The following is a 16,227-nucleotide window of genomic DNA, read 5'->3' on the forward strand; positions in this document are numbered from 1 at the left end:
GGTCCCCGGACCGGGGCTTTTTCGCGTCCGCGTTTCGGGGTCGCGGGACGAAAGATTTGACTACGGGGCCGATTCGGGCCATTGACAGTTGTCCCTCCGGGGGACCTTTCACAGACCATTCAACGGGATCGCCATGCTCATCGCTTTCGTCAACTCCACGCGCAAATGGGGCGGGGTCAAGACCTGGACCGTGGACTATGTCCGCGAGCTGATCGCTCGCGGCCACACGGCCAGCGCCTACGCGCGGCAGGAGGTCTTTGTGGAGGCGTTGCGCGGCGTGGGCGCGGAGGCCCGACGCGCCGGGTTCGGGTTCGACTTCAACCCGGTGAGCATCGGCCGGTTCATGGCCGCCTTCCGGCGCACCCGCCCGGACGTGGTGGTCTGCAACGTGGGCAAGGACATGAACATCGGCGGCGTGGCCGCCCGACTGCTCGGCATCCCGGTGATCCAGCGCGTGGGCATGCCCCGCGACATGGTGGCCGAACCGAAGCTCGTCCTGCTCCTGAAATTCATCCGTCCCTGGATGCTCTGCCCCAGCCGGAGCGTGGCCAACGGCGTCCTCAAGGAGCTGCCGTTCATCCCGCGGGAGCGGGTCAAGATCATCCGCAACGCCAAGCGCCCGGCCGTCGACATCCGGCCCGTCCAGCCCGGCCCGCTCAAGCTCATCTCCACCAGCCAGGTCAACCACGACAAGGGCCACGCCTTTGTGCTGGACGCCCTGGAGACTTTCCCGGCCGGGTCGTTCCGCTACGATGTGGTGGGTACGGGCGGGGTCCTGGATGCGCTCCGGGAGCGCTACCGGGCCATGGAGGCGCGCGGCGACCTGTTCTGGCACGGCTTTTCGACCGAGGTGGCCGAACACCTGGCCGGTGCGGACGTGTTCCTGCTGCCCTCCATGAGCGAAGGCATGCCCAACTCCCTGCTGGAGGCCATGGCCGCCGGACTGATTCCCGTGTCGCGGGATATCGGCGGGGTGCGTGAAATCTGGCCCGATTCCCTGGACGACTTCCTGGTGGAGACCGAGGGCGGAGCCGAAGCGTTTCGCGTGCGCCTGGAGCGGCTGCTGGCCATGGAGCCGGCACGGCTCGACGGTCTGAAACGGGCCAGCCTGGACGCTTGCCGGTCCGGGTTCAACCTCGTGGACCGGGTGGACGAGTTCGAGCGCTGGGTGCGCCGGGATATTCTCGGCGGGTAGCCGCTTCCCCTACAGATTGATCCAATTCAGGCGGCCTGACTCCCGGTCGCTCACGGCGGTGGCCGTGAACTCGATGCCCAGGCGCGTGAAGCCGGGGCGTCCTTCTTCCATGGACCGGACCGCCCCCGCATACCAGAAGGGCCTGAAGGTCTTTTCCTTGAAATTGAACATGAACAGGTTGAGGACCACCGGGGTCTCGGGCGCGCAGGTCTCGGGAACCAGCCGGTTGAGCACGGACAGGCCGATGCCGCCGTCCGAGATGTTGATGACCGCGTTGGCCCCCTGGTCGGGCGAGTTGGTCGAGAAGGAATTGACCGCGATGTCCGGGGCGGCGTCCTCGAAGGCGACCTCGGCGGTCTCTGGCGCGGCGGCCCACAGCTTGACCCGCATGAACTGCTGGTCGGCCACGCGCTTGCGCTGGTGCTTGCGGCGCGGGATCAGGGCGTAGTCCGTGGGACCGGCCAGGACCAGCCGTTCCGGGTTGCGCCCCTGGCGGTCCGATTCCACCAGGGTGGCGGTGAAGGAGTTGATGCGCCCGTCGCGGGTCTTCATGGGCGCGAACACGCAGACCAGGTCGGAGCCGGGCCGGGTGCGGATGACGTCGAGCCGCTCTATGATCTCGCACTTGATCTTCCCGGATTTGGCCGAGGTGATCACGCAACGAACGGACACGACCTCGTCGTCCGGCCCGGCCAGCACGTCCAGGACCACGCCGCGTTCCTGCAGGGTGCGCGGGATGGAGGTCCGGGTGGACGGGGAGTTGCGCTTGGGGCGGCGCAGCAGCCGCAGGCCGAGCAGCAGCAGGAGCAGGGCGAGCACGCCCAGCACCCCGGCCGCCGCATAGCGCAGGAGGTCCGGGTTCGCGCCGGGGGCGAGGAGGTCGGCGAGCAGGGAGAGCTGCTCCCGCAGGGAGTTGACGAGTTGCTGAAAATCCATGATCTGCCGTGACTAGAAGTTGACGAATTGCTTCTTGGCTTCAAGAACCTTGCCAAGATAGCGCCGGGTCTCGGCGTGGGGAAGGTTGGCGCGCAGGGTCTCGTAGACCTCGCCGGGCGGCAGCCCGTTGATCTTCCGGGCCGCCCTTGTCCTGTCCTTGTCGAAGGTCCGCAGCACGGACCCGGCCCCGCCGTTGTATCCGGCGATGACGCAGTATTCGCGGGACACCGGGTCCTTCACCTCGCCCAGGAACCGGGTGTCCAGCAGGTGCAGGTAGGCGGTCCCGTAGGTCACGTTGTGGGGCGGCTCGAACAGGAATTCGCGCGTGGGCTCGCCCGCCTTGTTGTTCAGGAACCGATACACGTCGCTGCCCGCCGTGGCCGGGACCACCTGCATCAGCCCCACGGCCATTGCCGAGCTGACCGCGAACGGGTTGAAGTCCGACTCCACCACCATGATGGCGTAGATCAGATTGCGGCTGATGTCGAACCGTTCGGCCGCCCCTTCCACCAGCTCGCGGTATTTGGCCGCGCGGATGTTCAGGTGATCCCTGACCATGGGGAAGGTCACGGAGCGGGCGGTCTTGCCCTTGACCTTGCGGGTCTTGAGCGCCGTACCGATGAGGTGATCGGCGTACCGCCCGGCCCGCCACTCCCAGCGGATGTCGTGGCCGTCCGTGTCCTTGACCTCGCCGAGCAGGAAGGGCGTGTCGCCGAGTTTGACGGTCTTGGCCGAATAGAGGTCCACGGCGCGCGGGTCGCCGGGGGTGAGCAGGGTGGTGACGATGGCGTTGCGCAGGCTCTTTTCCGGGGTTTCCTGGTCCACGGTCTCCACGGTGACGACTCCGGCGTCGAAGTCCACGCTCGCCCTGGACAGGTAGTTCTGGGTGTATTTGACGTACTGCTTCGGCTCCGGCACCCGCGCGTCCTTCTCGCCCCAGACGCCGGTCACCGCCTTGACGAAGGTCTCGACCAGCTTCTGGAAGTTCTTCAGGTCGCTGCCGATGGCGGCTGGGTTGGTGGCGTAGCCGATGGCCTTGTCCCGGGCCAGGGCCTCCGCCGCTGCCGCCGGATTGCCGGTGGCCGCTGCACGGGCTATGCGCACGGCGTCGTACCGGGAGCAGGAGGCCGCCAGGATGAGGGACAGGAAGAGCGGGAGCAGTGCGAGGGTTCGTGTCATTTCTTTGTGATGATAATTATAATTGACAGTTTTGAACAGGAACATAGTGTCCGCCAAATTATAAAGTCGAATCATCACATGTTCAACCAAGTGCATCATTCTGCACCAAGGATTTCCCATGGCCGACTTTCCGATTACCGAGCGGATCCCGTCAGATCTGGCAACGCTCCTGGAGCGTTTTTTCGACGTCGCCCGCCAGGATATCGAATCGATGCGCGCCGCCCTGGACAATGCTGATTTCGACGAGTTGGTCCGTCTCGGCCACACGGTCAAGGGGACGGGCAGCGGCTACGGGTTCAAGGCCATGGGGCCCATAGGCCACGCCATCGAGCAAGCCGCCCTGGCCCGAGACCCCGAAGGGGTCCTGCAAGGCGTGGACACCCTGCGCCATTACCTGGATACGGTCCAGGTCGAATTCGAAGACTGATCCCACCCGAAAACGGTTCCCCATTCACGCAGCAGGCGAATCCGAACACGCGGTTTCCGAGGGAACCCGGTCTTGACGCGCGTCCGCGTTCCGGCCTGGCCATAGGCCGGGCCGACGCAAATCCTTTGGGAAGGCGGCGCGGTTCCGCCTCCCCAAAGGATCGTCGAGAGCCTAGAGCAGCTCCATGGCCGCGTCCACGCTCCAGTCCTCGTGCACGACCTTGTTCAGGGCGGCCACGATCTTGGCCGGGGTGGGGTGCTGGAAGATGTTCCGGCCCACGGACAGGCCGGAGCCGCCCGCCTGGATGGAGTCGTAAACCATCTGCACCAGGTCGCGCTCGCTTTCGAGCTTGGGGCCGCCCGCGATGACCACCGGCACGCAGCAGCCGTCCACCACGCGCGAGAAGGACTCGGGGTCGCCGGTGTAGTTGACCTTGACGATGTCCGCGCCGAGCTCCACGCCCACGCGGGCGCAGTGAGCGACCACGCTCTCGTCATACTCGTTCTGGATCTTGGGGCCGCGCGCGTACATCATGGCCAGCACCGGCATGCCCCATTCGGAGGCCTCGGAGCAGAGCGCGCCGAGGTCCGCGAGCATCTGCGGCTCGGTCTCGTCGCCCAGGTTGACGTGCACGGACACGGCGTCCGCGCCGAGCTTGAGGGCGTCGGTCACGGTGCCGACCAGGGTCTTGGCGTTGGGGAAGGGGGAGAGCGAGGTGGAGGCGGACAGGTGGATGATCAGGCCGATGTCCTTGCCGCCCGCGCGGTGGGAGCAGCGGGGGATGCCCTTGTGCATGAGCATGGCGTTGGCGCCGCCTTCGGCCACCTGGTTGACGGCCTCGCGCATGTCCACGATGCCGTAGATGGGGCCGACGGTCACGCCGTGGTCCATGGGGACCACGATGGTCCGGCCGTTGTTGCGGTTCATGATCCGTTCCAGACGAATGGCTTTTCCGAGATGCATGGCTTGCTCCTTTGTTGCCCGGGACGCGGCCCCGAAAAAAAAGAGGCCGCGGACTTTGCCCGCGGCCTCTGTGGTTGTGAAACTTATTCTTGCAAACTAGCGCACACCAAGACCGCAGGCGTTCCTGTAATAAAAGCTAAAAAAGAAAAAGAAACGGGCGGTGATGTTGTGCATGCCTAGTGGGTATCCCCAAGGGTTCCGTGCTGTCAAGTGGAGATTGGGCGACACCCCTAGCCGACCACGGCGGTGCACTTGAACTCGACCAGTCCGCCCAGGGGCAGTCCGGCCACCTGGATGGCGGCGCGCGCGGGCTTGTGGGCGGAGAAGTATTCGCCGTAGATGGCGTTCAGGTCCGCGAAACGGCCCATGTCCATGATGAACACGTCCACGGCCAGGACCTTGTCCAGAGAGGAACCGGCGGCCTCGACGATGGATTTCAGGTTTTCCAGGGCCTGCCGGGTCTGGGCCTTGAATCCCTCGGCCAGCTTGCCCTCGCCGGGGATGATGCCGAGCTGGCCGGAGACGAAGAGCAGGTCGCCGGACACGGTGGCCTGGGAATAGGGACCCACGGCGGCCGGGGCCTTTTCGGTATGGATGAGTTTGATATCGGACATGGGTCCTCCTTGTCAGGCGGAAGGTTGATGGTCGGCCCACAGGACCGTTGAGCGGAACCGCTCCGGCAACCGGCGCACGACCTGGACGATGACCGCCATGGCCACCAGGGAGAAGGCCAGGCGGCCCCAGAGCACGCCGGAAATATGCCCGCCGATGAGCATGATCAGCAGGGTATCCTCGATGAGCGAGTGGCACAAGCCCATGAAGGTCAGGGAATAGAAGATGTCCTCGCGGCCCAGTGTTCCGTTGCGCGCCTCGTTGATGATCAGCCCGCCGCCGTAGGACAGCCCCATGGTCAGGCCGATGACCGTGATGGCCGATCCCTTGGGGCCGATGCCGATGAGCTTGAGCACGGGCCGCAACAGCCGGTTCATGAGCGCGATGACCCCGATGGCCGAGAGCAGCCGCATGAGGGTCATGAGCACGAAGATGATGCAGGCGATGGAAGCCAGGTTCAGGAGCTGGCCAACGCCCCAGTCGGTCAGGGACGCGGCGTCGGTCTGGGCGGGTTGGAAGAGCATCACCGCGGGTTGGTCGAGCGCCCCGGTGGCCGTGTAGATATGGTGCAGCAGCCAGGCCAGGACAAAGGCACCGACCATGCGCGAGCAGCACTGGAACAGGAAGCGCGCCCCGGAGCGGTCCGCAATGGCCGCCTCCACGGGCAGCCCGTGGGCCACGAGCATGAGCACGCCGATGATGGTCGCCTGGGCCGCGGTCAGGGGCGCGTCGCCGGAGAGCTGCGCCAGGACGATCATGCCGGTGTAGATGTTGTTGATGATCGCCGAGGCCCAGACCAGTCCCATCTCGGCGGGCAGCCCGAGCAGCCCCATGACGGGTTCGAGCGGCCAGGCCAGGTATTTGATCAGGTCGAGCTCCTGGAGGATTTTGACCAGGATCAGGATGGGGACCATGATCTTGAACAGCTGGTAGCTCGCGCTGGCGGCGTCGCGCACGAGTTCCCTGAGGATGATGATGAATTTTGCCACGTACCGGTTCCTTTTGCCGTGCCGATGATAAGAGGCTGTCGAAAAACGGCGACCTGGGTCGCTCAGTGAATTGTAGGCGAGTCATCGAGCCGTACAAGACCTTATGACTTTGCTATGCTTCAGAAAGTGCAAACCCCCGCGTACGGGAAGTACGCTTCGGCCTTGAACTTTTTTCGCGCCGAGCCTCTCACCATTTTTGAACGGCCGCCGAATTCGATTTTTCAACACCCTGATAGGGCATCTCGGTGCAAAAGGGAAGAAGAGAGCCCCGCGTGGGCCGATGGCCCTGAAAAAAGGGAAGGGAGCCCCCGGAGGGACTCCCTTTGAGGGGGATGAGGCTGTGATGGTTAGAGGAAGGCTTTGGATACGTTGAATGCCAGGACCGCCATGACGAAGGCCAGTCCGGTGGACCCGACCACGCTGAAGGCCGCCCAGCTCCAGCTCGACTCGCGGGCCATGGTGACCACGGTCACGAAGCAGGGCGCGTAGAGCATGGTGAAGACGATCAGGGCGACGGCCGAGGCAGGGCTGAAGGCCGGGTCGGAGACCAGCTTGTCCGCCAGGGGCTGGGAGTCCTCGACGTCCACTTCGCCCAGGGAGTATGCCGTGCCGAGGGTGGAGACGATGACTTCCTTGGCCGCCACGCCGCCGGTCAGGGCGATGTTCACGCGCCAGTTGAAGCCGGCCAGTTGGGAGACGGGCTCCAGGGCGGTGCCGATGCGGCCCGCGATGGTGTGGTGGATGGCCTCCTCGGCCTGAATGTTGTCGATCTCCGTGATCTGCTCCTCGCTGGTGGCGGCGGCGCGCTGGGCCTCGAACTGGGCCACGCGGTCGGCGGGCAGCTCGGGGAAGGTCATCATGGCCCAGATCAGGATGGAGATGCCGAGAATGACGGTACCGGCCTTCTTGGCGTACTCCCAGGTGCGCTCCCAGGTGTGGATCAGCACGCCCTGGAGGGTGGGCATGCGGTAGGGCGGCAGCTCCATGACGAACGGGGTGGAGTCGCCCTTGATGACCGTGGAGCGCAGGATGCGGGCCACGATCATGGCCATGGCCCAGGCGGACAGGGTGATGATCAGCATGACCGTGGCGGAATCCTCGGGGAAGAAGGCGGCTGCCAGCATCAGGAAGACCGGGACCTTGGCGCCGCAGGTCATGTACGGGGCCACGAACAGGGTGGCCAGCTTTTCCTTGGGCGAGCGCAGGGTGCGGGTGGCCATGACGCCGGGTACGGCGCAACCGCCCGCGATGCCGCCGGACACGATGAACGGGAGCACCGAAGTGCCGTGCAGGCCGAAGATCTTGAACACGCGGTCGAGCATGTAGGCCATGCGGGCGATGTAGCCGGAGTCTTCCAGGGCCGAGATCATCAGGAACATGAACATGATCAGCGGCACGAAGCCGAGCACGCCGCCCACACCGTCGATGATGCCGGAGACGATCAGGGACTGGAGATGGCCCTCGGGGATGAGTTCGGTGGCGGTGTCGCCCATCCAGCCGAACAGGGCTTCGAGCCAGCCCATGGGGATTTCGCCCACGGAAAAGGTCACCTTGTAGATGAGGTAGACGATGCCGAGCATGATCAGCGGGCCGAGAACCCGGTGGGTCAGGACCTTGTCCATCTCGTCCGAGCGGCTTATGCGGTCCGCGCTCGAGGCGGGGTAGGTGACCACGTCCTTGATCATGGAGGCGATGAAGCCGTAGCGGTAGTCGGCGATGAGGGCGTCGGGGCGCATCTTCAGGGTCTTCTCGGTGTGCGCGCCCACCTCGCGGGCCATGGTCTCCAGTTTGTCCGACAGGGCGGTATTGGCCATCCGGCCCTTTATGATCACGTCCTCGTCGCGTTCGAGATATTTGATGCCGGCCCAGCGGGCGGGGACTTTGTCGGTCAGGAACTGCGCTTCCTCAATGAGCTTTTCCATCTCGTCCAGGACCGGGTCGAGGTCCGGGCCGTAGGAGATGTTCAGGGGCTTCCAGTCGCCTTTCTGGGCCTTGGCCACTTCGAGGGTGGTCCGGAGCAGCTCCTTGGCGCCCTGGCCGGAGCGGGCCACGGTTTCGACCACGGCGCAGCCGGACAGCTCCTCAAGGCGGGCGCTGTCGATCTCCTTGCCGGACTTGCGGACCTCGTCCATCATGTTCAGGCCGAGGATCAGCGGCACTCCCAGCTCCAGGATCTGGACGGCCAGGTAGAGGTTCCGCTCCAGGGCGTCGGCGTTCATGATGTCGATGACCGCCTGGGGCCGGTCCTCCACCAGGAAGTTCCGGGCGACCAGCTCCTCCTGGGTGTAGGCGGTCAGGGAGTAGGTGCCGGGCAGGTCCACGAGCTCGATGGAGTCCTCGCCCGCATTGATGTGGCCGATCTTCTTCTCCACGGTCACGCCGGGCCAGTTGGCCACATGCTGTCGCGCTCCGGTCAGGGCGTTGAACATGGTGGTCTTTCCGCAGTTGGGATTGCCCGCGATGCCGATGGTGTATTTACCCATGTGTCTAGTCCTCCAGGGGGGTGACGGTGATGTGGTCAGCCTCGCTGTTGCGCAAGGTCAGGGTGAAGTCGCGCAGGCGCAGGGCCACCGGGTCCCGCAGGGGGGCCTTGCCGATGACCGTCACTTCGGTGCCGGGGATCAGGCCGAGGTCGCGGATGCGGCGGCCGAGTTCCCCCTCGGCGGTCACGGTCCGGATCTTCAGCTTCTGGTTGACCTTCGCTTTACGTAAACACATGTCTTGGGCCATTTTACCTACCTCAAAAGCGTTAAGTTGAGATTCGTTATCAATTGGATGGCAAAAAAAATTACCGAGGGCCGCAACAGTCGGACTTTTCCGGTCCGTCCTTGCTGGAGCCGCAGCACGAGCCGGACTGTCCGCAACCGGAACAGCCGCAGGAGGCCTGCTTGCTCGTGAAGGGCCTCAGGAAGCGGCGGCCCACGAAATAGGCGGCTACGCAAACAATGGCTATTACGATGATGGTATCGAGCATGGATTTTCCCTCAAAGTTTCGTCCGACATCCGTGCCGGACAACAACTTGATAGTGATGTTGAGAATCAAAGTCAAGTAGAATGAGCAAAAAAAACGGCCCTGGTGACGGGAGGGCGAAAGGCCCGGTATTGCTTGTCTTCCGGGGGTATTTATGGTCATATGATGCAGCCTGATCGGGTTGAGAACGGGGTTTGCGCCCGTTCGTTTTCAGTAACCGCAGCCGACTACGGGGTGTCTCATGGATGACGACGGAAGAGAGTTCATGGAATGGATCGAGGTCCTGGCCAAGGGCATCATTGCCGGCGCCGCCATCGGCTATCTCTTCAGCTTCACGGACCTGATGGCCCCCGGCAAGGGAGTGGTTCTCGGCGGCCTGGCGGGCTGTCTCGCCTCCATCACCTTCAAGAACCGGCAGGACGACAAGAAGGACCGGGAGAAATAATCTCCACCTATTCCGGGGAGATCAGAAACGTGTTCAGGCAGAGCTGCCTGACCGAGACTTCCGGCAATCCGGGTTCCGCGCTGCGCAGGCCGTCCAACCTGCGGACCACTTCCTCCTTCCGCAATCTCGAAAATTTGTTCAGGGCGTAGCGGACCTTGCGTCCGTTCCTTCCGGGCTGGTGCGCCCGCAGCCGCTTGCTCAGATATTTCCGCCAGCATTTTGCGGTGTCCCACATCCCCAGCGGTTCGGGGACCCAGGTCCCGCGCCCTTCGCCATACCCGGCAGCCAGGTCCGCTATGGTTTCCGAAGCGCACCGGTTGACGTTTTCAAGGTAGGGGGCGAGCCGTTCGCGCAGGGCGCGGCTGGTGGCTTCGGGCATGCCGCCCTCGGCGATGCGTCCGAGCGCCTCCTGCGGGGAGGTCGCCCGGTGGCCGATGGAGGTCATCAGGGTGGCCGAGCCTTCGATGTCCTCATACGGCTCGTATTGCAGGACCAGCTTGCCCATGAGCGTGGCCTCCAGGCCGGTGGTGCAGTCGTGGTGGATGACCGCGGCGGCGGAGCTGATCCACTCCCTGGCCGACCACTGCTTGCTGACGAAGATGTTCGCGTGGTCCGCCGTGCGGCTGCGGTAGTAGTCGGCGTTCTCGGCGGGGTGGGGCCGGATGATGATGTGGCGCTCGGGATAGGTCCGGGCCAGCATGCGGCACAGTTCGATCATGGCCAGGGCGGTCCGTTCCTGGTGCGCGCACCGGACCTTGAGGGTCCGCAGGTGCTCCGGGTCGGTATAGACCTTCCACTCCTCCATCCTGCTCAGCATCTTGACGTAGTAGTCGAACCCCATCTCGTGGTTGAACATCCCGAAGCTGGTGTTGACCAGGATGTAGTCCTCGCCGTGCTCGCCGGTAATGGCCTCGTTGCGGTAGTAGCCGAGGAACCGCTCGGCCACCAGGTCGAAGGAGGGGTGGCCGGTGACGGGCAGGTCGCCCGCGCGATCCGCCGGGACCAGCCGGGTCATGATGTCGCGCTGCTTTTCGCCCCACAGGCAGATTTTGGTGGCGTGCTCGATGATGGCCGCGAAATTGGCCTGCATTTCGGGCGGGTCGTCCACCAGCCCCTGGCCTTCGGAGTTGACGTTCAGGACCACGCCGCCGCAGTCCAGCACGTGGCGGTTTGTCGGCACGTGCTGGTCGCTGTCGAAGTAGATGAGCGGACGGTCGGTGGACCGGATGTACGTGTTGACCATCCGGTCGCCCACCAGCGTGGGCATACCGCGCCGGGCCAGATGGAGCGCCTGATACAGCACTCCGTCCAGTTCGCGGATCAGTATTTCCACCGGAATGGCGCAGAGCATGGACTCTCCGGGACTAGAGATTCTCCACCCGATGCTTGAGTTTCCATTCGCCGTCGACCTTTTCCCAGAGGTGCGGGGACCGGTTGAGGTCGGTCAGCTCCTGGAACCGTTCGGGGGTGATGCCCACGAACTCCATGACCTCGTTGAAGTAGCGGTCCGGGAACTCGCCGTCGTACTTGTGGACCAGGGCCACGCCTTCCTCGCGGGTCAGGTGCTTGTTGCGGATCTCCTGGGAGGCGTCGTAGGTGGTCCGGCCCAGGCCGAACTTGATGAACGTGGTGTAGTAGTGGAGATCGTCGATCTTGTCGTCGATGGAGTTGTACTTGGAGTAGGTGCCCTGGGTGCGGAAGGGGCGGGCCTTGAACCCGGTGTTCTCAACCGCGTAGTAGTACGCCTCCTGCGGGGTCCAGGGGACGTAGTAGCCCAGGTAGTGGACCTCGATGTTGGAGGCGGCCAGCCGGTCGGCCTCGGCCGGGAAGTAGGCCGAAAGTTCGTTCAGGCGCAGGCCGTGGACCTCGATCAGTTCCTTGATGGACACGCCGGCCAGGTACAGGTCGTTGACGTTGGTCATGCTGTAGTAGGACTTGTCGCGCAGGGAGCTGGAGGTCTCGGCGATGGGGTTGCCGTACTCGGCCTCGGGCTCGCCGTAGAAGATCAGCGGGATGTTGTATTCCAGGGCCACCTTGGGGGCCAGGTTCTTCTGGCCGAGGATGAAGGTCTGGAACGGGTGGAACAGGTTTTCGATGGCCAGCTTGGTCAGCAGCTTGTGAGCCCGGCCGTTCTGGTTGAAAGTGATGTTGTCGAACCCGCCGACCTCGATCCAGTTGCGGAAGTTGCGATAGCCGTATTCCGTGTACATGATCGGCGGCCAGGTCACGGTCAGGGGGTTCATGCCGTACTTGTACTTGAGCACGTGCGCGGCCAGGGCGCTGTCCTTGCCGCCGCTGCCGGGCACGATGCAGTCGTAGGCCCCGTCGTTGCGGCGGTGCTTGTCGCAGAGCGCAAGGAGCTGGTCCTCGCGCGCCTTCCAGTCGATGTCGCCCTTCTTCTGCTCGTTGTAGCGGCAGGCGTCGCACACGCCATCCTCGTCGATGTGCAGGGTCGGGGTGATGCGGTCCTTGGTGTGCTTGAATTCGGGATAGGAGGAGGGCCGCTGGTTGGACATGACGCACTTCTTGCAGAAGCGGACTTCTTTGGGCAGGCCGAAAAGGGTTTTGGTCATTAACTATGCCTCCGAAGAGCGGATAAGTTTGGCGAAATTGGCGTACACGGCGAGTCCTTCGGTTCCGCTCCGTTCGGGATGGAACTGGAACGCCGTGATGTTCTTGTAGAAGCTGCCCGAGGAGAAGGCGACGTCGCCGTAGGTCGTGGTGCACAGCATTACCTCGTCCGAATCCGGGACCACGTGGCAGGAGTGGACGAAGTACATGTCCGCGCCGGGCGAGACGCCTTCGAGCAGGGTCCCGGCCCACCGGCCGGGGTCGTCCTCGGGCGGGTGGATGGTGTTCCAGCCCACCTGGGGAACCTTGTAGGTGCGGCCGTCTATCTCCTGGATCGGGAAATATTGCACTCGGCCGGGGATCAGCCCCAGCCCCTCGTGCGCGCCGAACTCCTCGCTGGAGGAGAACAGGAGCTGCTGCCCCAGGCAGATGCCCATGAGCGGTATGTCGCTGTCTGCCACGTCCTTGAGCGGCGACACGAGGTCCAGCCTTTTCAGGGCGTCCATGGCGTCGCCGAACGCGCCCACGCCGGGCAGGATCACGGATTTGGCCCTGGTCACGGCGGCAGGATCGTTGGTGACCTCCACCGACAGCCCCATGTATTCGCAGGCGTGCTTGATGGAGTAGAGGTTGCCCAGCCCGTAGTCGATGATGGCCACGTCGGTCTTATGCATCGCTCGCCTTCATCCGGCAGTCCAGGCCGTGCCGTTGCATGGTTGTCTTGATCTCGCCGATGGTGCAGGGCTGGACATTGGTATACCCGCGTCCGGTCTTGAGAAATTCGATGTTGCCTTCCAGTTCGTACTCGCGGTTGACGGACTGAGCGGCCAGGTTTTCGAGGGTCTTGTAATGGAGGGCGGCGGCCACGGACACGGCGTCGGCGCGGCCTTCGTCGATGGCCCGGACCGCGTCTTCGGGGTTGCCGCATCCGCCCCCGGCGATGACCGGGATGGAGACGCTCTCGGAGATGGTCTTCAGCAGTTCGAGGTCGAACCCCTTGCCGGTGCCTTCCTGGTCGATGCTCGTGACCATCAGCTCGCCCGCGCCCAGCTCCGCCGCACGGACGGCCCACTCGGCCGCGTCCACGCCGGTGGTCTCGCGCCCGTACTCGATGAGCGCCTCCCAGCGCCCGTTGTCCCGCCGGATGGCCTCGATGGAGACCACGATGGTGGACGAGCCGAAGGAGACCGAGGCCTCGCGGATCAGCTCGGGTCTCTTTATTGCCGCGGTGTTCAGGGCGATCTTGTCCGCCCCGGCGCGCAGCACCTCGCGGATGTCGTCCACGGACCGCAGCCCGCCGCCCACGCACAGGGGAATGAAAATCTGCGAGGAGGTCTTTTCCACGATGGCGTGCAGGCTGTTGCGGTCGTACAGGCTGGCCACGGCATCCTGGAAGAAGAGTTCGTCCGCGCCTTGCTCATAGTAGTATTGGGCGAAATCCTCGGGTTTCCCGAGAACTCGCAACCCTTCGAAATGAATGCCTTTCACAAGGTTGGGACCCTTGATGTCAAGGCGTGGAATGACGCGGTATTTCATGGACGTTTGGCTTACCAAGCGGTCCAACCGCCGTCAACAAGTAGATTCTGGCCGGTGACGTAGGCGGAGAGGTCGCTCGCCAGGTACAGGAGCGCGCCCTTCATGTCCTCCTCGGTGCCCATGCGCTTGAGGGGGGTTCGGGTTACGTAGCGTTCCACGAACTTCGGGTCCTGGCCGCGCGCCACGCCGCCGGGGCTGATGCAGTTCACCCGGATGTTGTCCGGGCCGAGCACCGTGGCCAGCCAGCGGGTCAGCTGGGTCAGGCCGCCCTTGGAAGCGCCGTAGGCCGCCGGGTTGCCCATGGCCGTGCCTTCGTACAGGGACATGTCCGGGCCGACCACGCCGTAGGTAGAGCCGATGTTGACCACCGAGCCGTGGCCGGATGCCCGAAGCAGCGGGGTGGCTGCCTGGATCAGGGCGAAGGGCGCGGTCAGGTTGGTCTCCAGCGCCGCGCGCCAGGTGTCCACGGACTGTTCCTCGAATTCGGTCACCCAGCCGGACAACTTGGAGGTCCCCACGAACCCGGCGCAGTTGACCAGGATGTCGAGACCGCCGAGCGCTTCGGCGACCTTGGCCGGGACCGCCACCACGGCGGGGGTGTCGGCCAGGTCCACGCCCAGCCCCATGGTCTTGACCCCGTACTCCGAAGCGACGGCGTCGGCGGTCTCCTCGGCGCGGAGGCCGTCGATGTCCAGCACGGCCACATTGGCCCCGTTCTCGGCCAGGGCGTCGCAAAAGGCGTGGCCGATGTATCCGGCACCGCCGGTGACCAGCGCGGTGCGCCCGCTCAGGTCCATGAGTTCCTTGATCTTCTTCATTTATTACGCTCCATCATGAACTGCGCGAAGGCGAAGTCCTGTTCGGTGTCGATGTCCAGGGCGCGCTCAGGCGGCACGATGACCGCCTTGACCCGGCCCTGGAATACGCTCTCGCGGCGGCGGATGAAATCCGGGGTGGTCACGTAGCAGACAGTGGTCAGGTCGAAGACCGGGGGCGCGTCCTGCCGCCGGGTGATGGTCGCGCCCGGCGGCATGGCGATGGCCGCGTAGCCGTCCTCGGCCAGGGTGACCATGTTGAAGGACGGGTGGCGCTCGGCGGGCCGTGCCGTGACCACCATGTCGCAGCCGCCGCGCTCGAACAGCTCGATGCAGTTGCGCACGTCCTGGCCGATGCGCAGGGGCGCGGTGCAGGGCAGGGAGACGAAGAGGTCGAATTGGTCCACCATGTCCACCGCGTGCCGCCAGGCCAACCACTCCGGGGTGTCGTCGCGGGCCAGTTCCGCCGGGCGCAGGAACGGGACCTCGGCCCCCAGTTCCTCGGCGACCTCGGCGATCTTCGGATCGTCGGTGGAGACGATGATCCGGTCGAGCATGCCGGAGTCCCGGCCCGCCTTGATGGCGTGGCCGATGAGCGGCAGCCCGGCCAGGGGCCGTATGTTCTTGCCGGGGACTCCCTTGGAGCCGCCCCGGGCGAAGATGAATCCGTATCGTTTCATTACGCTTCAATCCAGATGTGTTGTGCGGCGGCGCGTTCCAGCCCCTCGATCAGCCCGACCAGGGCCAGCCCCTGGCCGTAGGTGCAGGGCGTGGGATCGCCCACGGCCATGGCTTCCAGCTGGAGCCGGTAGGTGGCGTCGCGTTCCGGGGGAAATTCCTCGACGGTCCCGTCCACGGTCAGGAAGCCGCCCATGAAGTCCGCCTTGAGCGTCCGGTCCGCGCAGGTGATCTCGAAGCCCCGGTGCGGGGTGCGGCTCAGGTAGTCCATGTGGATGCCGACCATGGGGCAGTTCGCGGTCTCCATGAGCACGGAATACTGGTCGTCGGAGTCGATCTTGAGATCGCCGTACCGCCCGCCCAGGGCCGTGGCCCGTTTCCAGCCGCCCAGAAGGAACTGGGCCAGGTCCAGCTCGTGGGACAGATCGCGCAGTACGCCCCCGCCTTTGGCCCGGCTGGCCGAGTAGCTCTTGGGATAGTCCGTGCCGGGCCGCCAGTCGGGCAGGTACTGGGCTACGGCGAAGCGCGCGTTCAGCACCTTTCGTCCGGCCAGCAGCTCGCGGGTCCGGGTGACCATGGGATGGAAACGCAGGTTGTAGGCCACGGACACGTTGTCGCCCGCCGTGAACGGTTCTTTCGGGGTGTTCGTGAAGAGCGGCTTCTCCACCAGGATGCGTCCAGTGAACCCGGCGTCGAGCAGGGTGCGCAGGTTGGCGTCGTGGTCCGTGGTGGCGGTGGCGATGACGGCCAGCCACGGCGTCTTGTCCGCCAGGGCCGAGGGGATGTCCGCGAAGGCCGGATAGGGACACTCGGGGTTGCGCGTGACGCAGGCCACCTCGTGGCCCATGTCGACCAGCAGCCGGGCGTGGCGACCGCCTATGGAGCCGTAGCCGATGATCAGGGCGCGCAT

General features: G+C 64.8%; 18 protein-coding genes. 3 read left to right on the top strand and 15 right to left on the bottom strand.

What is annotated here, in order from left to right; all coding sequences use genetic code 11:
- Window positions 1-133 precede the first annotated feature (133 nt).
- Window positions 134-1,195, top strand: a complete 1,062-nt coding sequence (locus tag AWY79_RS10255) for a glycosyltransferase (protein WP_066803236.1) — start codon at window positions 134-136, stop codon at window positions 1,193-1,195.
- Between the two features lie 9 nt (window positions 1,196-1,204).
- Here the strand turns inward: AWY79_RS10255 and AWY79_RS10260 are convergent, their stop codons facing one another.
- Entirely contained in the window at window positions 1,205-2,131 is a 927-nt protein-coding gene (locus tag AWY79_RS10260) for a hypothetical protein (RefSeq protein ID WP_066803239.1), read from the bottom strand.
- Between the two features lie 12 nt (window positions 2,132-2,143).
- Window positions 2,144-3,310, bottom strand: a complete 1,167-nt coding sequence (locus tag AWY79_RS10265; RefSeq protein WP_066803242.1) for a murein transglycosylase domain-containing protein — start codon at window positions 3,308-3,310, stop codon at window positions 2,144-2,146.
- Window positions 3,311-3,428: 118 nt separating this feature from the next.
- On the opposite strand from AWY79_RS10265, the gene AWY79_RS10270 reads away from it, so the two are divergent.
- Window positions 3,429-3,737 carry an Hpt domain-containing protein gene (locus AWY79_RS10270; RefSeq protein WP_066803245.1) on the top strand — a complete coding sequence of 103 codons (309 nt, stop codon included), beginning with the start codon at window positions 3,429-3,431 and terminating at the stop codon, window positions 3,735-3,737.
- A 171-nt stretch (window positions 3,738-3,908) separates the two neighbouring features.
- Here the strand turns inward: AWY79_RS10270 and AWY79_RS10275 are convergent, their stop codons facing one another.
- The 6 genes from AWY79_RS10275 to AWY79_RS18370 form a co-directional block, all read right to left on the bottom strand.
- Window positions 3,909-4,700 (bottom strand): 2-amino-3,7-dideoxy-D-threo-hept-6-ulosonate synthase, encoded by a 792-nt coding sequence (locus tag AWY79_RS10275; RefSeq protein ID WP_066803248.1) that lies wholly within the window; start codon window positions 4,698-4,700, stop codon window positions 3,909-3,911.
- Between the two features lie 230 nt (window positions 4,701-4,930).
- Entirely contained in the window at window positions 4,931-5,314 is a 384-nt protein-coding gene (locus tag AWY79_RS10280; RefSeq protein WP_066803251.1) for a Rid family detoxifying hydrolase, read from the bottom strand.
- A gap of 12 nt (window positions 5,315-5,326) precedes the next feature.
- Entirely contained in the window at window positions 5,327-6,301 is a 975-nt protein-coding gene (locus tag AWY79_RS10285) for a nucleoside recognition domain-containing protein (protein WP_066803254.1), read from the bottom strand.
- Between the two features lie 347 nt (window positions 6,302-6,648).
- The gene (gene feoB / locus AWY79_RS10290; protein WP_066803257.1) at window positions 6,649-8,784 is read right to left on the bottom strand and encodes a ferrous iron transport protein B; all 2,136 of its coding nucleotides are present in this window, start codon (window positions 8,782-8,784) and stop codon (window positions 6,649-6,651) included.
- Between the two features lie 4 nt (window positions 8,785-8,788).
- The gene (locus AWY79_RS10295; RefSeq protein WP_066803260.1) at window positions 8,789-9,031 is read right to left on the bottom strand and encodes a FeoA family protein; all 243 of its coding nucleotides are present in this window, start codon (window positions 9,029-9,031) and stop codon (window positions 8,789-8,791) included.
- A 58-nt stretch (window positions 9,032-9,089) separates the two neighbouring features.
- The gene (locus tag AWY79_RS18370; RefSeq protein ID WP_078063750.1) at window positions 9,090-9,275 is read right to left on the bottom strand and encodes a FeoB-associated Cys-rich membrane protein; all 186 of its coding nucleotides are present in this window, start codon (window positions 9,273-9,275) and stop codon (window positions 9,090-9,092) included.
- Between the two features lie 238 nt (window positions 9,276-9,513).
- Here AWY79_RS18370 and AWY79_RS10300 point away from each other — a divergent pair, with 238 nt between their 5' ends.
- A complete protein-coding gene (locus tag AWY79_RS10300) occupies window positions 9,514-9,717 on the top strand; it encodes a hypothetical protein (protein ID WP_066803263.1) in 204 nt (67 codons plus the stop codon).
- A 7-nt stretch (window positions 9,718-9,724) separates the two neighbouring features.
- On the opposite strand, the gene AWY79_RS10305 is transcribed toward AWY79_RS10300, so the two are convergent.
- From AWY79_RS10305 to AWY79_RS10335, 7 genes are read right to left on the bottom strand one after another with little or no spacing between them, the layout of a single operon-like run.
- Window positions 9,725-11,068 (bottom strand): surface carbohydrate biosynthesis protein, encoded by a 1,344-nt coding sequence (locus AWY79_RS10305; RefSeq protein ID WP_066803266.1) that lies wholly within the window; start codon window positions 11,066-11,068, stop codon window positions 9,725-9,727.
- Between the two features lie 13 nt (window positions 11,069-11,081).
- Window positions 11,082-12,290: an N-acetyl sugar amidotransferase gene (locus AWY79_RS10310; protein WP_066803269.1), complete on the bottom strand. Its 1,209-nt coding sequence runs from the start codon at window positions 12,288-12,290 to the stop codon at window positions 11,082-11,084.
- Between the two features lie 3 nt (window positions 12,291-12,293).
- On the bottom strand, window positions 12,294-12,962 hold the full coding sequence (gene hisH / locus AWY79_RS10315) for an imidazole glycerol phosphate synthase subunit HisH (protein ID WP_066803272.1): 669 nt from the start codon (window positions 12,960-12,962) through the stop codon (window positions 12,294-12,296).
- Complete coding sequence (gene hisF / locus AWY79_RS10320; RefSeq protein ID WP_066803275.1) at window positions 12,955-13,824, bottom strand: imidazole glycerol phosphate synthase subunit HisF; 870 nt, start codon at window positions 13,822-13,824, stop codon at window positions 12,955-12,957. The genes hisH and hisF overlap by 8 nt, the downstream gene beginning before the upstream one ends.
- 11 nt (window positions 13,825-13,835) lie before the next feature.
- Window positions 13,836-14,642 (bottom strand): SDR family oxidoreductase, encoded by an 807-nt coding sequence (locus AWY79_RS10325; protein ID WP_066803278.1) that lies wholly within the window; start codon window positions 14,640-14,642, stop codon window positions 13,836-13,838.
- Window positions 14,639-15,319, bottom strand: coding sequence for an acylneuraminate cytidylyltransferase family protein (locus AWY79_RS10330; RefSeq protein ID WP_066803280.1), 681 nt, complete (start codon window positions 15,317-15,319; stop codon window positions 14,639-14,641). The genes AWY79_RS10325 and AWY79_RS10330 overlap by 4 nt, the downstream gene beginning before the upstream one ends.
- On the bottom strand, window positions 15,319-16,227 hold the full coding sequence (locus AWY79_RS10335) for a Gfo/Idh/MocA family protein (protein ID WP_066803283.1): 909 nt from the start codon (window positions 16,225-16,227) through the stop codon (window positions 15,319-15,321). Before AWY79_RS10335 ends, AWY79_RS10330 begins: the two co-directional genes overlap by 1 nt.

It is taken from the genome of Pseudodesulfovibrio indicus (genome assembly GCF_001563225.1).
GTDB lineage: Bacteria > Desulfobacterota > Desulfovibrionia > Desulfovibrionales > Desulfovibrionaceae > Pseudodesulfovibrio > Pseudodesulfovibrio indicus.